Origin of the sequence: Providencia sp. PROV080, from assembly GCF_033688105.1 — a bacterium.
In the GTDB taxonomy this organism is placed as follows: domain Bacteria; phylum Pseudomonadota; class Gammaproteobacteria; order Enterobacterales; family Enterobacteriaceae; genus Providencia; species Providencia zhejiangensis.
This window is the reverse complement of the sequence record NZ_CP096346.1, coordinates 798,533-824,046: the sequence shown is the minus strand read 5'-3', so window position 1 is coordinate 824,046 and position 25,514 is coordinate 798,533. Positions and strand designations below refer to the sequence as shown.

Below are 25,514 nucleotides of genomic sequence, written 5' to 3'. Positions count from 1 at the left end.
ATAACTAGTGATTACTGTCAGTAAAGTAACAATATGCGCTATATGATTTGAATAAAAAACAACCAATAAACACTCAACTCTCCTTCGAGTTTAATGATATCTAATTCGAGATTGCTAGATAAAAATAGGCATTTCTGTAGTAATTGAGTATGTTTTTAATATAAATCAATGGAATATAGAAACATTGCCTCATATACCGAAAGAACGCCTAATATATAAAGACTGGCTTTCTAGAGTACAAGAACAGTGAAAGCGGCTGTATGCCGCTTCAGACGGCTGACAAACCTATGATGTTTGGCGACAAGTCGAGTAGGTTTTGAAAATAAACGAGGAAATCAATTTATTGATTTTCGGCTGATAACACAAAGCGGCTATATGCCGCTTTTAGTCGGGTAATCATGACCTCTTTATGCTGTTTTATTCGCCTTTTTATCTAAGACAATTAACACCGGCGGTAAGGTAAATGAGAATTCACTCCCCTTGCCTAACTGACTGGTTATCACTAACTGGCTGTTATGATGCTGCAAAGCATGCTTAACGATAGCAAGACCTAACCCCGTCCCCCCACCAGTTTGGCGAGACCTCGCTTTATCAACACGATAAAAACGTTCCGTTAAGCGAGGAATATGCTCTGCGGGGATCCCTGGACCATTATCTGTCACACTAAAGCGCGCGCCATTATGTGTTTTTTGCCAACCTACACGAATTGTCGTCCCTTCCGGTGTGTGCATAATGGCATTATAGACAAGGTTCGCTACTGCACTACGTAATTGCTCTTCATTACCATAAACACGTAACTTTTCATCCACTGAAAATACCAATTGCTGTCGGCCTTGGCTTAAACTTATCGCCTCCTGCTCTATCATTTTTAAAATGACCGGAATATTCACTTGTTCATCTAAATTGATATGAGGCGCGACTTCAATACGAGATAATTGCAGTAATTGTTTCACTAAATTATCCATCCGATGTGCTTGCTCTTGCATCACCATCAAGGCTTTTTTATTTGCCGGAGAAGTATTTTCTTGGTCTTCCAATACTTCAAGATACCCTTGAATGACTGTCAACGGTGTCCGTAGCTCATGACTAACGTTCGCAAAGAAATCTCTACGCGATTTTTCTAAGCGACGCTTTTCAGTGACATCACGAGCCACCATTAGGAGCTGGTCTTCGCTATAAGGCAAGATACGAAATTCGACAATAGCGCCACTGTTTAACTCTATCGTTAACGCTTGCTCATAATTTTGTAACGTGAAATACCGACTAAAGTCCGGATAGCGCAATAAATTAAAAATAGGTTGCCCGCTATCTTCCGGCCAACGAAAACCTAATAGGTGCTGGGCATGCCGATTACACCAAAAAATGTTACCTTCAAGAGTCATCATCACAACCGCATCCGGTAAAGACTCTGCCCCACTGCGAAAGCGTTTAATCAATTGGCCTAATTCACGACGGCGTTTACGGTTTCGTTGTTGAAGTTGGTAGATGCCATAAAATATGGGTTCCCACCCCCCTTTGCCATCAGGTGGAAGCATACTGCGATCAAGCCATAACCAATATGAAAGCTTCATCAGGTTATAGCTATGCCAAATTAAGGCCGCCGCCAATGAAATCACTAAAAGCCATGCTAGATGGCCGATGAAAATAGACAATATTAAGGCTGGTAAGATAAATAAAAACAGCCCCCAAACTAGCTGCTTCCATGATAAGCGTTCAAGCAAACTGGAATCTCCTGTTATTTCTCAGTAGCGCACTGAAAAGCGATAGCCAGTGCCACGAACCGTTTGAACCATTTTATCATGCCCTTCCGTCTCTAATGCTTTTCTGAGACGACGAATATGAACATCAACCGTTCTATCTTCAACATACACATTCGCCCCCCACACATAATTGAGTAACTGTTCACGGCTATATACGCGTTCGGGGTGAGTCATAAAGAAATGCAATAATTTATATTCCGTTGGCCCCATATCAATAGGCACATCGTTACTGCTAACGCGGTGAGACGTTGGGTCGAGTGTTAACCCATTCATTTCAATAATATCTTCAGTCGCCATTGGCGAAATACGGCGTAAAATGGCTTTTACTCGCGCGACTAACTCTTTAGGCGAAAAAGGCTTGATTAGATAGTCATCTGCACCAACTTCCAATCCCTTTACGCGATCTTCTTCTTCTCCCCTTGCTGTTAGCATCATCACAGGAACATCGCGAGTATCACTGTCACGTTTCATGTGCTTAATCACTTGAATACCGGATCCGCCAGGGATCATCCAATCCAATAGAACTAGGTCAGGTAATGGGTCAACCAACTGCGCAATCGCGGAATCATAATCATCAGCTTCAATAGACTGAAAACCATTCTGCTCCAGTACAAAACAAACCATTTCTCGGATGGGCGCTTCATCTTCAACAACTAGAATGCGTCTTGCCATGATTAATCCTGTAAATAAGAAGAGATTATTAAAAGTGAAACCATTATGCGTCACTTTTATGACAGAATTATGAATCCTGTCATCCAATGACACGACTCTTTTCTATATTAGTGGTAAATTGTCATTTTAGTGAAATAAACTTGTCATACATAATGCCGTGAATGGATTTATCTTCATACGGCATCATCATCTACTGGGCAATATGCCTAACACCTCTTCCCACTCAATTCGCTATTTGTTCTGATATTGCCATTAACGACCTCCAATAAGGTATACTCATCATCGCAACTCTATCAAGCAGCAGGAATCAGCCCTTATGCGTATCATTCATACCTCCGACTGGCACCTTGGCCAATATTTTTTCACCAAAAACCGAGCTGTTGAGCATCAACACTTTTTAACTTGGCTGATTGAGCAAGTTAAACAATACCAAGTGAATGCCGTGATCGTTGCCGGAGATATTTTTGACACAGGCTCCCCGCCTAGCTATGCGAGAGAACTTTACAACCAATTCGTTGTGTCACTCCAACAAACTGGCTGCCAGCTAGTCATACTGAGTGGTAATCATGATTCCGTTTCGGTCTTAAACGAAACCAGCTCGTTGCTTGCGTATTTAAATACCCAGGTTGTCACCTCTGGCAACCATCCACAGGTGATCACCTTAAAAAATGCACAAGGCCAACCTGGGGCACTACTTTGTGCCATTCCTTTTCTACGACCAAGAGATATTCAATTGAGCGTGGCAGGACAAAGCAGCGAAGAAAAACAGCTATCACTACAGACCGCGATTAGCGAGTATTACCAAAATAGCTATCAACTAGCAGTACAACAACGGGCATCACTCGGATTAGATATCCCTATTATTGCCACTGGCCACCTAACGGTTGTCGGCGCCGAAGTGTCCGATTCTGTGCGCGATATCTATATTGGTAGCTTGGATGCATTCCCTTCCGGCGCATTTCCTCCTGCTGATTACATCGCATTAGGGCATATTCACCGCCCACAAACGATTGGGGGACAGCAACATATCCGTTACTCTGGCTCTCCTATTGCTCTAAGTTTTGATGAGGCTCAGCAACAAAAAAGTGTCTGTATGGTGGAGTTTGACGGCCATCAAATCTCACAAATTTGTCAGCTCCCTATTCCTCTATTTCAGCCACTACAAACATTAAAAGGCTCACTTGCTGACATTGAAAAGCAATTAAAGACATTAAAACATACGCCTGACACCCCACCTATTTGGTTAGATATTGAAGTCGCATCGCAAGACTATCTTGCGGATATCCAACAACGTATAGAGGTCTTAGTCAAGGATTTACCTGTTGAGGTGGTTTTATTACGCCGTGCGCGTAAACAACAAGGTCAGTCTGTGACGATAGCCAATGAAACCTTAAATGAGCTCACTGTAGAAGAGGTTTTTTTACGTCGTTTAGCAGAGGAAGCGTTGGACGATAAAGAGAAGGAACAACGCCTATTATTACTCTTTAGGCAATCCTGCGAAGCACTACGCGCTGAATTAGAGGGAGACGCATGAAAATCTTGAGCTTACGTTTAAAAAATATTAACTCCCTTAAAGGCGAATGGAAAATAGACTTTACCCAAGAACCGTTTGCTAGTCAGGGACTGTTTGCGATTACTGGCCCAACAGGGGCAGGCAAAACAACATTGCTGGATGCTATTTGTTTGGCGCTCTACCATCAAACGCCTCGCTTGAGCACTTTATCTGCCAGCCAAAACGAACTCATGACACGTCATACTGGTGACTGCTTGGCTGAGGTTGAATTTGAAGTAAAAGGTATTGCTTATCGCGCATTTTGGAGTCAACGCCGAGCGGGTAATAAACCTGAAGGTAAGCTGCAATCTCCAAAAGCGGAGTTAGCAACTAGCGATGACGGTAAAATTATTGCTGAGAAAATCAGTGAGGTAAGAGAAAAAATCATTCAGGTGACAGGACTCGATTTTGAACGTTTTACCAAATCGATCTTATTATCACAGGGTGATTTTGCCGCCTTCTTAAATGCTAGCGAAAAAGAACGCGCTGACTTATTAGAAGAGATCACAGGAACCGAGATTTATAGCCAAGTGTCCAGCTATATCTACCGTCAGCATAAGCAAGTTAAACATGATTTAGAGCTGTTAAAAACTCGCGCGCAAAGCATTCATTTACTTACCGAGAGTGAACATCAAGCATTCGTCGCCCAGCAAACGCATTTGGCTAGCCAAGAAAGCCAGCTAAATGATACACGAGCCCAATATCAACAGGCCTTATATTGGCAGCAACGTCGGCAACAATTGGCGGCGCGTTTGAGTCAATTACAATATGAAAAACAACAGGCAGAACAAGCCTACAACGATGCACAGCCTAAACTAAAAAAACTGGCAAACAACTTACCAGCAGAGAGTATGCGACCGCTATGGCTAGATTTAGAGCGCCAACAACAATCCCTGAATGAACTCACTGAAAAACAGCGCCAGCTTTTACAGCATATCGAACATCAACACCAACAACTCACCCCGTTGCAAATGCAGCTCACGCAGGCACAAGATAAAGACAAGCAACATCAAGCTTACGTACAGCAACAAACCTTGTTGATCGATAGTCAAGTTCGCCCTCTGGACAATGAGATCGCTCATTTACATCAGCAGATTAGGGAAGTTTCAGAGCAACAAGCACAAGATCAAGCTGAATATCGTTCAAAACAGGCCTTAATTTCCGATGCCCAACAGCAGGCTAAACTGGCAAATACAGAACAACAACACATTCAGCATTACCTAGAACAAAATGCACAAGATGCCCGCATTCTGCAACAAATTGGATTATGGCGCCAACAAGGCCACTCTATTGATGAGTTAAATCAACGCGTACTGGCATTACAACAAAAACATCAAGCTTTAACGCAAGAGCAGTTAACCTTGTCCGCCGAGCAACAGCAGCAAGTTGAGCAAAATACGCAAACTCAACAACAGCTCGAACAAGAGACGATGACCTATCAAGCAGTTGAAGCACACTATTTAGCGTGGCAGAACAAACACGATGTTGAGCAGCTTAATCACGCAATAGAACAGCTGCGAACAAGATTGCAACATGCCCAACTATTGCCTTTATTATTATCGCAATGGCAGGAACAACAGAAACAATTAAAGCAAAAACAAAGCCTACAAGATGAAATTACTCAGTCTATCTCTCAAGCTGAACAACAAATTCAACTCACTGAAACACAAATTAATCATCTTCAGCCACATTTAGCAGACTTGACTGCACGGTTACGCTTAGAACAAAAAATCGTCAGTTTGGAAAAGGAACGGCAGCAATTACTCTCGGGCGAGCCTTGTCCTTTGTGCGGGTCGACTGAGCATCCTTCGATTGAACAGTATCAAGCCATTGCGCCGACGCAAACGGAACAGCGATTAGCTGAGCTAACCAAGCAATTGGAAGAGTTAAAGCAAACGCAGATGGCCCAGCACTCACTGAAACAACAAGAAATCCAGCGTCAAGCTGAGAACCAAAGATCACAACAACAATTAATTGCCCAAGAAGGCAACTTACATCAGCAATGGGTAACCGCTTGCCAACAAGCCTTAGCGCCTCAATTAGAGATGACAGATGTTGTTGTTGAACAATTCATTGCTGAGCTTCAGCAACAACTCGCCATACAACAACAATTGTTGCAGGATTTCGCTGTCCTTGAACGCAAATATCAACAACTAAAATATCAATTACATGAAAAACAGTCTTTAAATAAACAACAGCAATCGACACTTGCCTTGGTTATCGAACGTATTAAGCACTTACATCAACTTATCGATGAAACACAAACCGAGCTGAACATACAGCAGCAACGTCAACATGAGCAAAAGCAGCAATTACACATTGCACTGGCTGACTTTGATCTGCCCATCAACGAAAGTTTTGATAACCGTTTTGCTGTATTAGAACAGCGAGGCCAACGGTATGAACAACAAAGACAAGCGGCTCAAGAGATAGCAAAGAAAATTGCCGTCAATGCAGCAACCTTACAAGCGCAAATGGCACAACAGGCTGACTTAAATAAACGACTAGAGAGCACCTGCCAGCAGCTACAACAATTAAAATTAACGCTACAACAAAAGCAAGCTATGCGCCAACAATTATTAGATGGGCAGCCCATTACAGCGTTTGTCGCCCAACTTCAGACACAGCAAGACAAACTGACTCTACATAAGCAACAGCTCACAGAGCAAATCAGCCACTGTGAAAAAGCGATTGCATCGCTCAAAGGTAGCCAAACTGAAATTGAAGGCGCAATCACTAAAAATCAGCCTCTATTAGCCAACGCTCAACAGGCTTTCGATACTGCGCTCTCCATGAGTCCATTCGCGACACAACAAGAATTCTTAGGCGCCTTATTATCTTCTGATGAAAAACTTCAACTTGAACAGTTACAACAGAAGCTAGAGCAGTCACGACTACAGGCGCAAACACGCTATACAGAAGGTGAACTAACGTTATCAGAACATTTGAATCAGAAACCTGAAACATTTACCGAGGCCAGCCCAGAAAAATGGCAACAAGAGATAACCAAACTTGATGAAGAGATCAAAAACCTCAATAAACAACAAGGGCAAATTTTCAGTCAGCTTGAGGCTGATAGACAACAACGTCATCAACAACGAGGTTTGCTGCAAGAAATTGCAGACAGCCAATCTCGCTACGATGATTGGGGCTATCTAACCGAACTTATTGGTTCCGCTGACGGTGATAAGTTCCGCCGTTACGCTCAAGGGCTCACCTTCGACTGTCTCATTTCACTGGCTAATTTACGACTCGATAAACTGCATGGCCGCTATTTGCTAAAGCGCAATCATAATGCTGATCTTGAGTTACAAGTTATTGATGGTTGGCAAGCTGATACTGTGAGAGATATTAAAACGCTTTCAGGTGGGGAAAGCTTCCTTGTCAGCCTAGCGCTCGCACTCGCGCTCTCTGATATGGTGAGTAGCAAAACACAACTCGAATCGCTATTTCTGGATGAAGGCTTTGGTACTCTCGATCCTGAAACGTTAGATATTGCGTTAGATGCATTAGAAAGTCTCAATGCCTCTGGAAAAACAATTGGGGTGATCAGCCATGTCGAAGCGATGAAAGAGCGGATCCCAGTTCAAATCACCGTGAAGAAAACCAATGGCTTTGGCTTTAGTGAATTACCGAGTCAATTTAGAGTTAACTGATCGCACAGCTGTAGTGCGCAACATCACTATCTCAGCAGAGGCCAATAGCCTCTGCTGCCGTTACGTTTAAATCGCCTCTAATGCCTGTGATAATGCTTCTTTTAAGTCATTCACATTTTCAATACCGACAGATAAGCGTACTAAATTACTCTCAATACCAATGGAGCGACGAACAGATTCCGCAATACCTGAATGTGTCGTTGAAGCAGGATGGCATGCTAACGACTCCGTGCCACCTAAACTCACCGCTAATTTAAATAACGCAAGGTGGTTCAGAAAGTTAAACGCATCTTCCTCATTATCCCCAACATTGATAGAAAACGTTGAACCGGCTCCCGAACATTGCGCCGAGTAAACTTGATACTCCGCACTTTCCTCGGCCAGAAACGCAGGGTAATGCACCTTTTTTACGTTTGGATGCTGGTGTAAAAAAGTAGCAAGTTGCTGAGCATTGTCATTGGCTTTTTCCATTCTTAATTGCAACGTTTCTAATGAACGTCCTATCATCCAACTTGAATGAGGGTCAAGTTGAGTGCCAATTGCATTGCGTTGTGCTCGCACTTTATCAAGTAATTCACGGCGTCCAACGACGCCCCCCGCGACCAAATCCGAATGCCCGCCGACATATTTAGTGAGTGAATACACACTTAAATCGGCACCCAGCGCTAAAGGCTTCTGAAATATAGGTCCCAATAACGTGTTATCACAGATCAGTAGCGGTTTTTCACTTTGTCGTGTTTGAACAATTTCTTGCGCTATCTCACTAAGTAAGTGAATACCAACTAACGTATTTAATGGATTAGACGGCGTTTCGATATAAATCGCCGCAATCCTTTTTTCAGGATCGATACCGTTAATCACCTCTCGAATAGACTTCGCATCGCACCCATTTTGGAATGCCACTGGCGTTATCCCAAATCGAGCTAGCGTATTCAAAAATAAGGTTTCTGTGCCACCATACAGGGGCTGAGAATGTAATAACACATCGCCAGGTTTGAGAAATGCCAGCAAACACGTTGTAATTGCAGACATGCCTGACGAAAAGAGCGCAGCGCTTTCAGCACCTTCATATAAGGCAAGCCTATCTTCAACAATCTCACTATTAGGATGATTGAAGCGTGAATAGACTAGCCCCTGTTTTTGGTTATCGGGTGTAGGTGTGCGCCCACTAACCATATTGAAAAAGTCTTTTCCTTCCTGAGCTGTTTTAAATACAAAAGTTGAGGTTAGAAAAACAGGAGGTTTAATGGCCCCTTCGGATAGTTCAGGATCATATCCATAACTCATCATCAATGTTTCTGGTGACAGTGTGTGTCCATTTAATTCTTTTTTATAATAGCGACTTGACATCGTTGTACTCCAATAAGATCAATCTACAGCTTTATACTGAGTACATCATAAGATATTGCTATTTTTAACAATTTGCTCGTATTCTTCCGGATAAAACTGACGTGTGACCGATAAATGTGAGCGTAATCGCCCTTTAATTGCATTTTTTCCTAGATTGGTAAACATTGGATTCAAGGGATCACTCTCTGGCCCCAATGCTTGTTGAGCAAGATAATGGGGTAATGGCAATAATGGTACTTCATCGGCAAAAACACTTGGCGTGATGAAATAAGCAATCGAATAACGTGAAACACTATTCTTTTGCCTAACAACTTGATGCACGTTTGCGCGTAAATAACCGTTGGTTGCCAATTCAAACACTTCTCCAATGTTGACAACGAAAGCATTTTCTAACGGAGCAACATCGACCCAACCATTATCTGTTTCGACTTGTAATCCCCCAATATTATCTTGCCATAATAATGTGAGTATTCCCGCATCCTTATGCGCTCCAACTCCTTGCCCACCTTCATTTTGGTCATCCCGTGCCGGATAATGAATCAACTTTAATAAATGTTGAGCAGGCTCGGCAATAATCTGATCAAAACTATTCTCAGGTAATTCCAATGCCACAAGAAACGCTCTGATTAATTTCACGGCAATGTCTCTCATGGCTGATTGCCACGCTAACGCCGCTGTTTTCAATTCAGGTAGTGTTTCAGGCCATTGGTTAGGGCCTTGTAAATTCCACCAAATAGGGTCCTGCTCTGTGAGTGCTAATGCTGGCAGTTCTTCCCCAATATCAATTTGTTCCCGATAATCAGGTTGGTTTCGGGTATTCTCCTGCGTTGAGGCCGTATAGCCACGAAAATGCCTTGAGTGGCTCATGTTTATCTTGTCTTTTTCTGTTTTCGGTAAGGCAAAAAACCGTTTCATATTAACAAGCAAATCCTCTCGTTGTTCGACTGGAATAGCGTGGCCAACAAGATAAAAAAAGCCTATTTCACGAGCGATAAAACGTAGCTTTTGATAAAAATGTTTTTGTGTTGCCGGATTATCTAACTCACGAAGATCGATAATGGGTAATTGATATGATGACATAATAATTCCTATTAATATTTAATTATCATAATAGTGGTTTTTTCATCCACACTAATATAAATAAATACCATATATAAAAAAGACTAAAAATAACTTAAAAACATATCGATATAACCTATCTTAATTAATTTCATATAACTAAAAGTTGTTTATTTTTATAAAATGTTATTTCAAAAACACTTATTTATTCTGATTAGATAAAGAAATAAATAACGAATAGGGTAAAAAAATGAAAAAGCTCGCTGTATTATTGTTAACATTTTCTGTTGCCATCATGAGTGCTTGTTCAGATGAAAATAAAACGACAGAAACTGATAAAACGAATTCACAAGAGAAGCAAAAAATCATTATTGGTAGCCATGGAAGCGATGCTGATATTTGGCAATTTATCGCTCAATCTCAGGCAGCTAAAGATGCGGGATTAGATATCGATGTTAAGATTATAGATGATGGTGTCACACTGAATATAGCGACTATTGATGGCGATGTTGATGTTAATGCCTTTCAATCTTGGGGATTTTTAAAAGATTTCAATCAAAATCACCACCATCAACTCGCGGCGATTACAACTACTTACTTTGAACCTATGGCCATTTATTCCTCGAAATATAAAACGCTAGAAGAGATACCTAATAAAGCATTAGTTGCAATTCCCAATGATACTGCAAATCATGCTAGAGCATTATTATTGTTGCAAAAATCTCAACTTATTACATTAAAACCAGACTTTAACCAAGCCACAGGGTCAGTTAATGATATTGTTGAAAATCCTAAACAACTCGAATTTAAACAAATTAAGTATGCTCATGGTCCACGAGCATTACCTGATGTCGATATTGCTGTTATTGGAAATACCGCTGCACAAGAAGGTGGCTTAAATGCACTTAAAGATTCATTATTTAGAGAACAAAATGATGGTAGTATTAACAATATGATCAATGTACTCGTCGTTAAAACAGAAAATAAAGATAACCCAGCCTTTAATAAACTAGCTGAACTTTATCATACCGACGCGGTTAAAAATTATATTCAGGACAATTTTGGTGGCACAAAAATACAAATTGTTCAGCCTTTATCTACTCTCAAATAAAAAATGTCAGGTATAACGATAGATTACATATGGTTATACCTGTTCCTGACGGCATAAACCTCTTTCAATTTCACTCACCGAACATTCAAAGCACTCTCCAAAATAGGGTTTCAAACCAAAGCAATAAAACATATCATATTGATTTAAAACATCATTAATCCAGCACACACTAGAGCGAAAAATTTGAACCTTATCGTTAATTTTTTTTTCTATGATTTTTTCGCCACAACGCTATAGTAATACTCAACTAACGAATAACGGCTTCTGAAACGTTTAATATAATGCCGTGCGCTAACAAATAGCTAGGAGACTCAAATGTCAAATGCATTTATCGAAATGATTAAAAACCGCCGTACTATTTACAACCTCGGCGATGCATTACCTGTTTCTGAGGAACACGTTACAAAATTAATTAAAGAAGCAGTGAAACATTCACCTTCTTCTTTTAACTCTCAAACATCACGTGTCGTCATTTTATTTGGTGCAGAGCATAAAAAATTGTGGAATCTCACCAAAGAAATCTTGCGTACAATTGTTCCTGAAAAAGCTTTCGCGGCAACAGAACAAAAAATAGACAGTTTCGCTGCGGGTGCTGGCTCTATTTTATTCTTTGAAGATATGGATGTCGTTAAAAGCCTGCAAGAGCAGTTCCCACTCTACGCTGACAACTTCCCTATTTGGTCTGAACAAGCAAGTGGTATTGCGCAATTTGCGGTCTGGACGGCATTAGCACAAGAAAATGTCGGTGCATCACTACAGCACTATAACCCATTAATTGATAACCAAGTTCAAAAAGAATGGGGAACACCGGATAGCTGGGTATTACGTGCTCAAATGGTATTTGGTTCAATCAATGCCCCAGCAGGTGATAAAGACTTTATGGATGATGAAGAACGCTTCAAAATCTTCAAGTAATTCATTATAAAACGATAATAAAAAATGCCCCTATTTGTTATAAATAGGGGCTAATCACCTTCTACATTAAATCGCTACAACTTTGCAATGCCAACCAACACCAAGGGATTCAAAAATGATAAAATTTGGGCGGTTTCTATTTAATACTCAAAATGTTGTCATCAATAACTTTTATCACTGAATATTTACGCCCAAATATAAAAGCAAAAACCGCCCACCAAGCCTCGTCAAACCCACTAAATACGGGATACATACAGATTAAAAATCCAATTAAGATTCATTTTACGAATTTTTATATATCACTCCCGCCTGCCTATCTCGGTTAGAAATCACTCAAAAACAAAATATGCTAAAGAAAATCGATGTTTCTTTAGTACATGTCATATTTTTTACTCGTAACTGAACTAAACTTAGAGATGAGAATTCGTAACGCGCTATCCGTGTTATTAAAGTAGCGCTAGTTCCAACTAGGGGGTAGATGCTAATGAAACGTTTATCTTTAATTGTTACTGTTACTGCTGTACTCATTTCTAGTTTCACTTTCTCTCATGCCGCAACAAACAAAATAGGTGGAGGCACGATTACCTTTGTGGGTTATGTCTATGAACCGCTCTGTGAAGTCACCGTGTCAAATAGTGAGCAAATTAACCTAGAATGTTACCGCAATGGTAAAAACTTGACTAAAACTAGCTCACTCAAGAACGCCAAGCAACTTAGCTCTGATTATGTCAAAGTGGAATATAACCAATTTAACAATAAACCGACCCTCAATATTACTTATGATTAACGTAGTATTTTTTTGAAAGAGTTAGCGATAGTTGGCTAACTCTTTCAACTCTATTGACGACATTATTTTATCGTTATCATTCATCATCTTAACTAATTAGTATTTAACATTATCGTCATTTTGCTATTCGCTCTACCGGGTGTAATTGGAACGCCACCGTAGGGAACAAAGCGAGCTAAAAAATTCAGTTGAACTTCATGCGTTGCAGCCCCTGTCGTTGGAATTGGCACGCGAGTCCAATTATTAGTCGCCGGAATTTGCCCTCCTACAACACCTAAATTTAGTAAATTATTACGAACCCCTGAAGACGTTAAGATTTCAATGGCTATGCCAGTTGCTGTTGAACCTAAATTAGGATCTAATAACAAATAGTTCGTTTCATTCTTTACTCTATTTTCTTCCCCAGGTGCAAATCCATAGCTAATTCTTGCGCCTCTTTGGCATTTTAATGTAAATGAAAATGGCACAGGAATAGAAGGAATATCAGCAGCAGAATGCCTTCCTAAATTCACCGTCGATTGTACGGCACTCAAACCACATGTTGATACGACTCGAGCCCCAACAGGCCTCATACGAATAGGTAAATAACTCCCACCGCTAGGAAACCCAGCATTCCCTTGAGCGGCATTGATACCCGGCCCAGAAAAGCCTATTGCGCCGCGATCAAATCCTGCAATTGATGTATATGAGTTCGAGTTGGCAGCAGCAGCCGAACGGGCTTGTTCCAAGGTCACGCCTGAAAAATGTTTCATTTTGATATTTATTTTATTGCTATTAACAGGATCGACTTCATAGCCTATTTTTCGTCTACTCACCCTATTATCATACTGATTATCAACCGATTTATTCATTCCTAAAAACATTTGAAAGCTTAATTCAGGTGCCCTTACGGCCCAATATTTAATCCCATTAGCGATAAACAGATAGTTGCCATTATCAATAGCTCCACTAGGCAAGTAATACATTTCAAATATATTATCTGCATCCGTTATATCACATTGAAACACGATGGTTTCTAATGTTTTTCCCATTAAAGAGGCCATATTGGCATTGGAAAATGACTCAATATAAAGTTGCGTCCCTGCTGGTTGAAATTCCAATCCATAAATATATAAATCCACTTTAGAACCAAGAATAATGGGTCCACCTGAGATACCACCATTCATTCTTACACAAGCGGCATTCGCCAGCCCCGTAAAAAATAATAATGTAATACCTATTAATAAAAATATACGTTTAAGCCCCATCACAATTCCTCCCTAATGCTATAAGTTTAAATACATAAATAAAGCCAAAATAAAAGTGTGTTCATCAGTAAAAGAAAAATTTTAATTTTGATTCAGCATAAAAGTCGCTTTACTTCTTACAATACCTGGTGTTATTTCTTCACTACCATGTTTTACAATACGGGCTGAAAAATTGACATCCACAGTCGATGTTGAAGTACCCGAAGGAGGAATGGGTAATGGCTTCCAATTATTATTATTTGAAATTTGCCCACCATTTGCGGATAAACTCAATAAAGGAACTCTATTCGTGTTTGCATCTAAAATTTCAATAGCAACACCTTTCGCTGTTGAACCAATATTCGGATCAAGCAGTAATACATCGGTAATATTTTGATTTATATTTTCCATACCGGGAGCAAAACCATATCGAATATTTGCAGCGCCGGTATCACATTTTACTGTAACAGAGAAATTGACAGGGGTTGAAGGAAGCGAATTTCCAGCGTGGCTCCCTAAATTCACATTTGACGTATTTCTTTCTACGGTACACGAATTAACCGCTGTTGTGCTGGCTGCATTTTGTCCAATATTAAAAAATGATCCCGGCGTATGTGGAGCGCCATTCCCTCCATTCGATACCATGGTATCATTGATTCCTGGCCCTTTAAAAAAGACAAAGGCTCTTGATTCATTTGGGATCGTAGCATCAAATCCATTAGCAGTGATGGGCACTTTAGAACGAATTTGATGGTTGGTCACACCCGAAAAATGTTTTGCTTTAACAAGAATAAAATTTGGGTTTGCTGGGTCAACATCATAACCGATTCTTTTTGACCAATTAGGCTGGTTAGGGAATGCCGTCGTCGCGCTAATTCCATTCCCTAAAAAAAACTCATAATCGACCCCTGAAGTTGCAGTATAAGTATTATTGGCGTAAACAACTGATATTGGCCAATAAGGAATACCATTAATATTTTGCGCAGGTGTTAAATTCGAATAATATGCTCTAAACATATAATAACCTTCGAATATCCTAGTCGCATCAGCGGCCGCACAACGAAATAGAACTTGCTCAGGACTCAAGCCATGCGTTGCTGCCATTTGTGCCGCTGATATATAACTTGTTGCTAACGTTGTTCCTGCTGGTTGAAACTGTAAACCATAAATAGAAACTGGATCTGATGTTCCAACATGTATCGCAGGATTTGGTCTAATATAAGTCTCCATCGTACAAATTGCATTAGCAACAAAAGGAGTAGACATTAAACTTGAAAGCAACGCAACTTTATATTTACGGTTAATATTCATGTTAACCTCAATAGAAATAACAAATGGATTCTGAAATAGAATTATTATCCGAGATACGATAATCAAATTTACAACGTTGATTACTATCTTCACCCCATTTAACAAAAACAGTGCCTTGTTCAGATTGAGAATTAAAATGAACTAAACCGCCTTGTCCAACTAAACCAATTTTATTGTTATTTTCATCATAAATATCAGCGCCAAAGGGTACTGCGTTTTTATCTTGCAATGTAATTCGATAAGTAATGTTATTCCCTTTCTTCGTATCAAATTTCACGAGAACAGCAGATCCGGCATAAGGAGCAACTTTGATTAAGTTATTATCAAGATCAATATCCGTACTCATATTTTCAGTATTAAGATAAAGTGTGTTGTATTGATAAGGGACTAATGAAGGAACTACTGCTTGCCCATTACCATTAATCACAATATTACTCCATGAAGATACTGCCGCACCTTCCGCTTCATCAGCTTCTACAATAGCAAAAGTATCACTTAAATAACGAGACGGAATAACCCCGCCCTCATATACAACGAGTGCACCACTCGCGCCCATTGAGAGGGATTTAAAATCATGTCCTTGAGAATAACCGGCATTAACCGATGCAGAAGAAAAATCCTTTTGAATATTGCCTGAAAAACTACTATTTGAGTTACCAACATTGCTTGCTGTAGCATTCCACGAAATAGAATTATCTTCACCAAAAGAACTACTAATCGTGGTGTTATTTGCCCAACGATTATCTGAGTCTGAACGAGTGATTGAGCTACTCAATAACGTATTCTGTTCTGGATACCAAAGTGAGAATGGCACTGACACGTTAAACATGTAGTTATTATCACCACCCTCTTCATTATTTCGGTACATTTTGATATAGGTAAAGCTATAGCCAATACCTTTAAAGTTATTCATATAACCGGCTTGCAATTGCTTAGTATCAGGCAAATCATCACGCCAAGTTTGCAAAGAACCGCTGATATACATCGTTCCATAATCAGCTAAATTCTGATTAACCGTTAATATATATTGAGAACGCCTTGGATTAATCGTGCCACCGCTATATAAATAGCTATCACGATAAGAACTCGCTTCATATAAACTTAAATAGTTTTGTGACTCATAGCGATAACCTGCTAAAGCGATATTTGTGCCTGTCGCATTAATGTCTTTATTCCATGTTATACGTGCACGTGCGCCATTATAGGTATGATTATTATCTAATTCAGCTTTTGAGCTTGCCATATCAAAACTAAAGGCACCAATTTGAGTATTAACAGCAAAACCCAATAATCCAGATTGGTATTTATTGCTGTACTGTACTCCAGCAAATGGCGTGAAAATATTACTCAAACCATATTTCAGGGTAGACTGAACAAAAATATCAGAAGAAGTATTATCGCCGCGTAATTTACCACTCACAATACTGTAGTCGATTTGCCCAGGTCTTAATAATCCAGGTACCGTAGAGAACGGAACAATAAATGTAGAAACACTGCCATTAGCCTCTGTAACTTCAACCGTTAAATCGCCGCCATAACCCGTTGCATAGAGATCATTGATCGTAAATTCACCCGGAGAAACATTTGTTTCGTATATCACAAAACCATTTTGAATAACTCTAACTCTAGCGTTACTATTCGCCACCCCTCTGACGGTTGGCGCAAAACCTTGCATTGACTGTGGGCGCATTCGATTGTCAGTCGCTAATTCAGCGCCTGTGTATGAAAAGCTATCGAATAAGCTTCCATCTGTAAATGATTGGCCAATAGTTAATTCGCTTTCTATTTGTGGGATTGCTCGTTGAACATAAGTTCTAATGCTTTCGTGTTGAAATTTATCATCTTGATTGTATTGCAAGTTAGATTGATGGCGAATTCTAAACAAACCTAGATTAAGCCCTGCTGATATATTTCCATAAGCAGAATGTTCATCTTCCCCATGACTACGACTACTATATCCATTCAGGTTATAGTTCATAAAGAAAGCAGGGATACCTTCATTCAAAGCACTGATAGGCACAAAGCCGCGCGCAGAATGCTCCACCATGACTTGAGGAATTAAAATATCTAAGCGTAGGACTTCTTGCTTTAAATTAACTTGGACATCTTTTGACAACGCATTTAAATCTTCACATGCACCATCAGTGGTTATTAAACCTAAATATTCAGGTTTTATATTAAAGCTATCAATATCTTCTTTGGTTAAACAGGGAACCACTCGTCCTTTGCTATTTTCATAAAATCTAACTTCTTTATTATAAATAAACTCGTTATTTAAATACACATCAACAAACCAGTCTCCAGGCGTGATCTGGTCTTCTGATAATTTATCTATTGATATATCTTTAGCATTACCAATTAAGAAACCTTCATTATAAGAATATTTCTTTTCACTTTGGTTTTCTTCTACCGCTAATGCAACCCTACCATACCCTAAGGATAAGTATACCATTATAAAAATTAATTTTATTTTCATAGCAATACCATTTATTATAAATTAGACTCGTAGGAATCTAAGCCACCATAATCATTAATGACTGAGTAGCTAATTTTTTTTGCATTCATAAACTCATTGGGTATTGCCACACCATTTCCACGATTAAGATAAATATCAGAGAATGGCGCAACCATATTACCTTCTAAATTTAGCTTTCTATTCCCATCAGATAAAGTGACAGTTTGGAATGTAATAAACCATGGAGAATTATTCTTTATCAATAACTCATTACCTTTTGATGTTTTCTTTAATGAGAAAGAAAGTTTTTCATTTATCTGTGCTGGTACTTTAACATCTGTAGGTCGATAAAATAATTTAATTCTAGACCTAATTGCAATTTGCATTGTGTTTTTATTTAGTGAAGTTGTCTCTTCATTTTCTGGAGGAACTTCCAACACATTGAGGTAAAAAATAGATTCTCTATCTTTAGGTAATGTGCCTCCCAAATAAGTTAATCTTAAATTTTGACCTGCACCTGGAGACATTTTAAATATTGGTGGAGTAATTGAAAATGGTGTTTTAATATTTTCAGGTAACTCATTAGGATCTCCAGTATCTAACCAAACTTGTACTAAAGCAGGCCATTTATTATCATTGACCAACTGTACTGTTTTACTTTTCGCTTTTTCATTATATATAACCCTCGTTCCATTGATAATAACGCTGGCATAAAGTGATGTTGATACAATGAATAATGAAATAAATAAAATTAATTTATTTATTATAGGCAGCCTAGTTATCATAATGACCTAATCCTACTTAAAATTGTAATAATTTAATTTTTTATTGATCTGTCAGAGGAATAATTTCCTCTGACAGAATTAACTTCTTATGGATAAGTCAATGTATAGTTAACTTGTGCTGTTACCGCACCTGGCGCGGTTACAACATCTTTCGCATAGTAAAATGCTTGGTATGCCAGTGTTGCAGCACCATTAACAATTGGCTGGTTACCAACTGGCGCACCATTTACTTTCGCTAAGTTACCTGCTTGGTCAGCTAGACCAATCTGTACGTTAGCGGGTGCAACGGTAGGAATAAGATTACCTGTTACAGCATCGCCAGAACTTAGGCTTTCGAAGTTAGCAGCAACATCAACACCACTAACGCTACAGTTAGCTAAGTCGATAGTGAATGAGGTGTTTCCTGCTGTCGCACCTGCTGCATTCAATGCTGTTGTTGATACAGTTGGCAGCGTTACAGTGAAGTCACCACCATTACCTGTTGTCACATCACAGGTTGTAGATGTAATTTCACCGTTGAACGTAATAGTACCATCCGCAGCTAATGCTGATGCTGAAATTGACGATGCAATGAATAAAACTAAAAGTGATTTTTTCATATTTAACCTTTGTAAGATAAAACAATTCCAATCCTTGATTATTAAAAATAAGGATGACTAACTACACATATAGGGCTAAATCCATTTAGAACTACATTCCAAAAAATTAGATAATTAAAGTGTTCGCAATAAATATATTCTTATCGTAAATTGTCTTGTCGTAATCAGATAATAAAACTACGATATCCACATTAAATGCATTAGCAAATTTTGCTAATGATTCAACATCTATTCTATTTATTCCGCGTTCAAATCGTGAAATTTGTTGTTGGCTTATTCCAGTTATTTTACCAAGCGTTTCACCGCTCCAACCATTTTGTAATCTTAACGATTTAATTCGTTGTCCAACAGACAATGAATATTTGTATTTTTCAATTTCCATGTAAGAGTACCTCTGAATTTAGAATTTATTATTCATGCTTTGATTCAGATCAGTGCTTGACTAATATATTACGCATTCATAGTTTAAAAACAAATAACATCACTCACTAAAGAGTAGGTGGATTTTTGCGAGTAATATATTTTATTAACCCCACTCTAAAATAAACAACCACAATAAAAACATAATGTTAACCTTTGCAAACAATCCAGAATTAACATCTAAACACTCAGTTTTAAATTCCAACTAAAGGTTTATAATTCCGATTTAAATTGAAAAAACGACATTTTTATCATAAAACATCAATTTTATACTTTAATATATATTATCTTAATTACATTTTTAGATTATCCTCATCACTATCTTACTTCAAATACCCCCCCTCCTTTAACACAACATCACAATATAACCATCATTTATTGACAGTAAAAATCAAAAAAATGCCTTTAATAAGTGGAAAATACTGCAAGGCAATATAACTACTGACAAAAATAGAACCTTTATCAGACGATAATTTCTATTCCTTTATTTTAGATAATCAATAAAGCACATTCTTTTTACGATCTATTTTTTAGAGAAAACAATCGCCATAAAGATATATCAATAATAACTAACATGATTAATTATTTAATCTTGTCAGAGCTAGACTTTAATAACAAATCAATTTTATTTATCTATAAACAACATGAACAAAATTACGTTATTCATTTTTATTTGGATATAATATGTATGACAATACATAATTAGACTAACCATTTTGTCGTATATCAATATTTAGTTACCAAGTTTGTATGACTCAGTTAGTTTATTTGAATGTTCTTCTTTTTATTGAGCAAACAAAAATATTAACCCCCTATTATTAAATCCAGTTTAATAATAAAGGGGGTTTTGATGATTAGTTTTTAATAATAATACTAAAATCGATACTTAGTTATTTACCATTTAAATTAATTTTGTAAATAGCAAAACCAATATCATCATTTCCTACTTTTTCTAAAGGATACTGTGCCGTCTGTTGAATAAATTTTGCGGCTTTATCACTTTGAGATGTTTCAAAACGAATATCGAGTGCTTTATCACTTTTAATCGGTAAGAAAGACCAATTATTATCAGCTTTACTTTTCACCTCACCTTGTTCTTTGGAAATTTTAGCAATGTAAGATGCCAATACTGAACGATTTTCATCTGGGGAAGCGAATGCGATATGGCTATCACCTGTACCTGCAAACTTACCGCCGTATGCACGATAGTTATTGGTTGCGACTAAGAAAGTGGCCTTTGGATCAATGGGTTTGCCTTGATAAGTAACATTTTTGATCCTATTAGCCTGTGAATTAACTGGCTGGCAATCTACATCATATTTTGCAGGTTCGGTAAGATCGATTTGGTAATTAATCCCGCTGATAGTATCAAAGTTATAAGTTCTGAATCCTTCCCAATTGATCAAGTTTTGAGGTGAGGTTGATTGAGGGTCAATACGGTTAAACATCCCAGCGGAACATTCTAGCCACTCAACGACTTCGGCGCCTGTTGCCTTCACTACGACTAAAGTATTTGGATATAGATACAAGTCAGCCGCATTACGGAAAGTAAGGTCCCCTTTTTCAACCTCAACAAATTCATCTGGCGCATTTTTACGACCACCAACTTTAAATGGCGCGGCGGCAGAAAGTACAGGAAGATCCGCTAAATCAGGGTCACCTTGAATATAATGCTTTGTATAATCAGTTTGAGCATCATTGACAATCTGTACCGTCGGATCACTCTGTACTAATGCCAAATAGCTATACATGTTATCAGAAGCTTTACCGATCATTTTCCCCACAAATTGACGTGTATCGTTGTGAGGCTTATCGATAATTTTAGCCAACTCGTCATCTCGTTCGACTAGCGGTTTTTTATTGGCTTTGTCGTAGACAGGGCGGGCATGAGCATTTGCTTTAAGCACTTCCCAACGTCCTTTATCATTGCTTAACACCAAGTCAACGACGCCAAGGTGATCCCCCCACTGACCAGGCATAACGGCTGGGATACCATTAACGGTTCCTTTTTCAATATCAACGCCTTTGATATTTTCAAAATCTTTACTTGGGAATACACCGTGAGAGTGACCAAACATAATGGCATCGATACCCGGCACTTCACTGAGATAGTAAACGGAGTTCTCTGCCATCGCTTTATATGGCTCTTGTGAAAAGCCTGAATGCGGAATTGCCACAACCAAGTCCGCCCCTTCCTTTTTCATCTGAGGCACAAATTTTTTCGCGGTCTCAGTGATATCATTGACGGTCACCTTGCCTGTCAGGTTTGGCTTATCCCAAATCATAATTTGTGGAGGAACAAAGCCAATATAACCGATTTTTAAATTATGACGCTTACCGTCTCGATCCTTAACGGGCGTATCAACAATAATATAAGGTGTGAAGTAATTTTCGCCTGTCTTAGCATCAATAATATTTGCGTTAACATAAGGGAACTTAGCCCCTGCAATCGCCTTTTTAAGATAGTCTAAGCCAAAGTTAAACTCATGATTACCAAAGTTACCGACGGTGTATCCCATCGTATTCATCAGGCTATGAGCTGGGTGAGACTCTCCATTTTCAAGCCCTTTGGCCGCCATATAATCTGCTAAAGGGCTACCTTGAATCAGGTCACCGTTATCCACTAATACCGCATTCGTCACCTCGCCTTTTGCGGCTTTAATTAAACTTGCTGTTCGTACTAAACCAAATTGCTCAGTCGGCTTATCCTTATAGTAATCAAAATCAATCAAATTACTATGTATGTCGGAAGTTTCCATCACACGTAAATCGACTGTCGCGGCATTGACATTCAATGTCACGAACAATGCTAAAGCAGATAATTTAAAAATGTTATTCACCGTAATTCCCCTTACGTTGATTGATGTAAAATAATCGTTGCCAGTGCTGTGTGCCAAAATAGGGCTAGAACATCTTCATACTTGTCGATAGGCTAACCAGTTCGTATTTCGATAAGTGATAATCAACAATGCCCTTCTTATAAATTGAAGTCACCGTTTATCTTAATTAGATGTGTTTAATTCTAGATAAGTCACAGAATAAATGACGATAGTCACTACTTAGGCCAAAGCCACGCGGCGCCTCGGACACCACTTGAGTCACCATGAATCGCTTGTCGAATCGGCGTATCGCATTCACGACCAAATACCCAATTTTTCACTCGTGTAGGCAATGAGTGATATAACCCCTCAACATTACTCATTCCACCACCTAAAACAATCACGTCAGGGTCTAACATATTAATGGCTTGTGCTAATGCCCTAGCTAGACGAGATTGGTAGTTATCCATTGCCGTTATGGCATGTGGGTCACCTGCTTTCATCAATGTGATAATGTCAGCGCCTGTTTTCGTATCGCCGGAGAGCTTGCGATAATCCGCCATAAACCCAGTACCGGATACAAACTGTTCAGTACAACCTGTTAATCCGCAATAACATTGCTCGTCTTGCAAAAACGCGAAGTCTTGACTGTTCTGCCAAGGTAATGGGTTATGCCCCCACTCTCCTGCAACGCCATTTCCCCCTGAATGCACTTGTCCATTAATTGCGATACCCGCTCCACATCCGGTACCAATAATCACAGCAAATACAACAGGCGCGCCTTTTCCGGCGCCATCCACCGCCTCTGAGACAGCAAGGCAATTAGCGTCATTGGCAACTTTAACTGGCCTTTCAAGGATATTCGCGAGGTCAGCATCAAAAAATTGGCCATTAAGCCAAGTGGAATTGGCATTTTTCACTTTTCCAGTGACAGGGGATAAGGTGCCTGGGATACCGACCCCTACGCGACCTCTCTTTCCTGTTGCCATTTCTGCGTCATTCACTAATCCCGCAATCGCATCTAATGTTGCACGATAATTACCTCTAGGCGTTGCAACTCGCTTCCTAAAAAGTGTGTCACCATTATCTTCCAATGCAATCACTTCAATTTTGGTGCCACCAAGGTCAATGCCAATTCTCATCTTCACCCTCACTGCTTAGCTGTTTTCTGTATCATTGCCTGTATACATTATCAATTTCAAGCGATTAGCTATAAAATTGAGGCCTAATAACATAACAAATGATGCATAAAAGCATTTTTTTTCGCTAAATAATCGACAATTCGTTATCATAGCCACCGGCTAAAATAGGTCATCCATCAACAAAGGTAGGTTTTTCATGTGGTTCAAGAATATATTGGTCTATCGTCTGAATCGTGATTTGGCGCTAAGTGCTGACGATCTAGAGAGACAACTTGCCCCTCTCGCCTATCATCCATGTGGTAGCCAAGACATGATGAAAACAGGCTGGGTGTCACCTATGAAAGGCTCAGATTCACTGACCCATGCTGCTGGCAATCAAATTCTGATTTGTGCTAAAAAAGAAGAAAAAATGTTGCCTTCCCCTGTGATCAAGCAAGAATTACAAGAAAAAATTGAAAAGCTTGAAGCCGACCAAGGGCGAAAACTGAAAAAAACGGAAAAAGACGCGCTTAAAGACGAAGTCGTCCACTCTTTATTGCCTAGAGCATTCAGCAAATACAATAAAACCTATATATGGATTGATACGGTCAATCAACTCATCATCGTTGACGCTGCTAGTGCCAAACGTGCTGAAGATAATTTAGCCTTGCTCCGTAAAAGTTTAGGCTCATTACCTGTTGTACCATTAACATTCAAAGATCCTATTGAGTTGACTTTAACCGAGTGGATCCGCTCAGGCTCACTTCCTCAAGGCTTTGCTGTTATGGATGAAGCTGAATTAAAAGCGCTCTTAGAAGAAGGCGGTATCATTCGCTGTAAAAAGCAAGAGCTCATTTCAGATGAAATTGCGACACATATTGAAGCCGGAAAGCTAGTCACCAAATTGGCTTTAGATTGGGAAGAGCGCATTCAGTTTATGCTATCTGATGATGGCTCTCTGAAAAGGCTAAAATTCAGTGATACATTAAAAGAACAAAACGATGATATCGGTAAAGAAGATTATGCCCAACGTTTTGACGCCGATTATGTCCTAATGACTGGGGAACTCAGTGCGCTCATTGCACGCCTTATTGATGTTCTTGGTGGTGAAGCAGAACATTAATCGACGCCATATCAACTGATGGCATCACATATCACACTGTGTTGCCATCACTTTTTAGACCTCGCTAACATTGCCATCATTAAGTCATTGACTGCCTACCGAATCTCTGGTGAATTGAATTACATCTTGATAACAAAATAGCGGGCATTTTTATTTGTTAAAAAAAATAATTAAACAAATAATGCAAGCTATTGAATAAGGTTAAACATCAATCGCAGGAATTGCTATGAAAGAGCACATCGAACCGGAAGTGGATGAACATTCACTTGTCACACTGCAAAAAATAACGGCAGATAATTTTTCTGAAATTTGCCTGCTCAGCCATACACTGAGTGAAGCGCAACGCAGCATGGTGGCAGATAATGCCTACTCCATTGTTGAAGCTCAGTTTTCAGACTGTGCGTGGTATCGCGGCATTTATGCTGATGATGTCCCTGTGGGTTTTATTATGTTGCATTCAGGGTTAGACGATGATGAGCTTGAATATGATGGAATTATGCTATGGCGTTTTATGATAGCTGAACCTTATCAAAAACTTGGATTTGGTCGTGAAGCCTTAATCCAAGTGATCCGCTATTTAAAAAAGAAAGGCTATCCACGACTTTATAATAGTTGTGGTGAAGGTGAAGAAAGCCCATTTGAATTCTATAAGAAACTTGGCTTTATCCCGACGGGGGATTATGTCGATGATGAGTGTGAATTAGTGCTTGATTTAACTAGCTGGCAGGAAGAGTCGTCATAAGCGAATGCGCGATGAATAACCTAACTCAGAATACTTATAATCTCAGTGTGA

General features: G+C 39.2%; 19 protein-coding genes. 7 read left to right on the top strand and 12 right to left on the bottom strand.

Going from position 1 to position 25,514, the window contains the following annotated elements; genetic code table 11:
- Nucleotides 1-407 precede the first annotated feature (407 nt).
- Both phoR and phoB read right to left on the bottom strand, forming a co-directional pair.
- Nucleotides 408-1,721, bottom strand: a complete 1,314-nt coding sequence (gene phoR / locus M1F03_RS03505; protein ID WP_251465104.1) for a phosphate regulon sensor histidine kinase PhoR — start codon at nucleotides 1,719-1,721, stop codon at nucleotides 408-410.
- A gap of 21 nt (nucleotides 1,722-1,742) precedes the next feature.
- Nucleotides 1,743-2,432, bottom strand: coding sequence for a phosphate regulon transcriptional regulator PhoB (gene phoB / locus M1F03_RS03500; RefSeq protein WP_154624270.1), 690 nt, complete (start codon nucleotides 2,430-2,432; stop codon nucleotides 1,743-1,745).
- A gap of 316 nt (nucleotides 2,433-2,748) precedes the next feature.
- On the opposite strand from phoB, the gene sbcD reads away from it, so the two are divergent.
- Complete coding sequence (sbcD, locus tag M1F03_RS03495; protein WP_251465102.1) at nucleotides 2,749-3,966, top strand: exonuclease subunit SbcD; 1,218 nt, start codon at nucleotides 2,749-2,751, stop codon at nucleotides 3,964-3,966.
- On the top strand, nucleotides 3,963-7,640 hold the full coding sequence (locus M1F03_RS03490) for an AAA family ATPase (RefSeq protein ID WP_251465100.1): 3,678 nt from the start codon (nucleotides 3,963-3,965) through the stop codon (nucleotides 7,638-7,640). Before sbcD ends, M1F03_RS03490 begins: the two co-directional genes overlap by 4 nt.
- A gap of 66 nt (nucleotides 7,641-7,706) precedes the next feature.
- Here M1F03_RS03490 and M1F03_RS03485 read toward each other — a convergent pair whose 3' ends face one another.
- Together M1F03_RS03485 and M1F03_RS03480 are read right to left on the bottom strand one after the other, a co-directional pair.
- On the bottom strand, nucleotides 7,707-8,990 hold the full coding sequence (locus M1F03_RS03485; RefSeq protein WP_318840081.1) for a cystathionine gamma-synthase family protein: 1,284 nt from the start codon (nucleotides 8,988-8,990) through the stop codon (nucleotides 7,707-7,709).
- 45 nt (nucleotides 8,991-9,035) lie between these two features.
- A complete protein-coding gene (locus M1F03_RS03480; protein ID WP_251465096.1) occupies nucleotides 9,036-10,070 on the bottom strand; it encodes an isopenicillin N synthase family dioxygenase in 1,035 nt (344 codons plus the stop codon).
- A 229-nt stretch (nucleotides 10,071-10,299) separates the two neighbouring features.
- Here M1F03_RS03480 and M1F03_RS03475 point away from each other — a divergent pair, with 229 nt between their 5' ends.
- From M1F03_RS03475 to M1F03_RS03465, 3 genes are all read left to right on the top strand, one after another.
- A complete protein-coding gene (locus M1F03_RS03475) occupies nucleotides 10,300-11,160 on the top strand; it encodes a MetQ/NlpA family ABC transporter substrate-binding protein (protein ID WP_196713795.1) in 861 nt (286 codons plus the stop codon).
- A gap of 315 nt (nucleotides 11,161-11,475) precedes the next feature.
- A complete protein-coding gene (locus M1F03_RS03470; protein WP_154622320.1) occupies nucleotides 11,476-12,075 on the top strand; it encodes a nitroreductase family protein in 600 nt (199 codons plus the stop codon).
- A 484-nt stretch (nucleotides 12,076-12,559) separates the two neighbouring features.
- Complete coding sequence (locus tag M1F03_RS03465) at nucleotides 12,560-12,862, top strand: hypothetical protein (RefSeq protein ID WP_154622321.1); 303 nt, start codon at nucleotides 12,560-12,562, stop codon at nucleotides 12,860-12,862.
- Between the two features lie 92 nt (nucleotides 12,863-12,954).
- Here the strand turns inward: M1F03_RS03465 and M1F03_RS03460 are convergent, their stop codons facing one another.
- From M1F03_RS03460 to mak, 8 genes are all read right to left on the bottom strand, one after another.
- Nucleotides 12,955-14,109 carry a fimbrial protein gene (locus M1F03_RS03460; RefSeq protein ID WP_251465267.1) on the bottom strand — a complete coding sequence of 385 codons (1,155 nt, stop codon included), beginning with the start codon at nucleotides 14,107-14,109 and terminating at the stop codon, nucleotides 12,955-12,957.
- 81 nt (nucleotides 14,110-14,190) lie between these two features.
- On the bottom strand, nucleotides 14,191-15,399 hold the full coding sequence (locus M1F03_RS03455) for a fimbrial protein (protein ID WP_163860701.1): 1,209 nt from the start codon (nucleotides 15,397-15,399) through the stop codon (nucleotides 14,191-14,193).
- A 7-nt stretch (nucleotides 15,400-15,406) separates the two neighbouring features.
- Nucleotides 15,407-17,875 carry a fimbria/pilus outer membrane usher protein gene (locus M1F03_RS03450; protein WP_163860700.1) on the bottom strand — a complete coding sequence of 823 codons (2,469 nt, stop codon included), beginning with the start codon at nucleotides 17,873-17,875 and terminating at the stop codon, nucleotides 15,407-15,409.
- Between the two features lie 14 nt (nucleotides 17,876-17,889).
- Nucleotides 17,890-18,639, bottom strand: coding sequence for a molecular chaperone (locus tag M1F03_RS03445; protein ID WP_196713793.1), 750 nt, complete (start codon nucleotides 18,637-18,639; stop codon nucleotides 17,890-17,892).
- Nucleotides 18,640-18,725: 86 nt separating this feature from the next.
- Nucleotides 18,726-19,238: a fimbrial protein gene (locus M1F03_RS03440; RefSeq protein ID WP_154622576.1), complete on the bottom strand. Its 513-nt coding sequence runs from the start codon at nucleotides 19,236-19,238 to the stop codon at nucleotides 18,726-18,728.
- Nucleotides 19,239-19,344: 106 nt separating this feature from the next.
- Nucleotides 19,345-19,620 (bottom strand): helix-turn-helix domain-containing protein, encoded by a 276-nt coding sequence (locus M1F03_RS03435; protein WP_154622577.1) that lies wholly within the window; start codon nucleotides 19,618-19,620, stop codon nucleotides 19,345-19,347.
- A gap of 928 nt (nucleotides 19,621-20,548) precedes the next feature.
- Nucleotides 20,549-22,498 (bottom strand): bifunctional 2',3'-cyclic-nucleotide 2'-phosphodiesterase/3'-nucleotidase, encoded by a 1,950-nt coding sequence (locus M1F03_RS03430; protein ID WP_247047809.1) that lies wholly within the window; start codon nucleotides 22,496-22,498, stop codon nucleotides 20,549-20,551.
- Between the two features lie 215 nt (nucleotides 22,499-22,713).
- The gene (gene mak, locus M1F03_RS03425) at nucleotides 22,714-23,619 is read right to left on the bottom strand and encodes a fructokinase (RefSeq protein WP_154622315.1); all 906 of its coding nucleotides are present in this window, start codon (nucleotides 23,617-23,619) and stop codon (nucleotides 22,714-22,716) included.
- 196 nt (nucleotides 23,620-23,815) lie between these two features.
- On the opposite strand from mak, the gene rdgC reads away from it, so the two are divergent.
- A complete protein-coding gene (gene rdgC / locus M1F03_RS03420; protein ID WP_196713791.1) occupies nucleotides 23,816-24,721 on the top strand; it encodes a recombination-associated protein RdgC in 906 nt (301 codons plus the stop codon).
- A gap of 226 nt (nucleotides 24,722-24,947) precedes the next feature.
- Nucleotides 24,948-25,463: a GNAT family N-acetyltransferase gene (locus M1F03_RS03415; RefSeq protein ID WP_154622317.1), complete on the top strand. Its 516-nt coding sequence runs from the start codon at nucleotides 24,948-24,950 to the stop codon at nucleotides 25,461-25,463.
- Nucleotides 25,464-25,514: the final 51 nt, after the last annotated feature.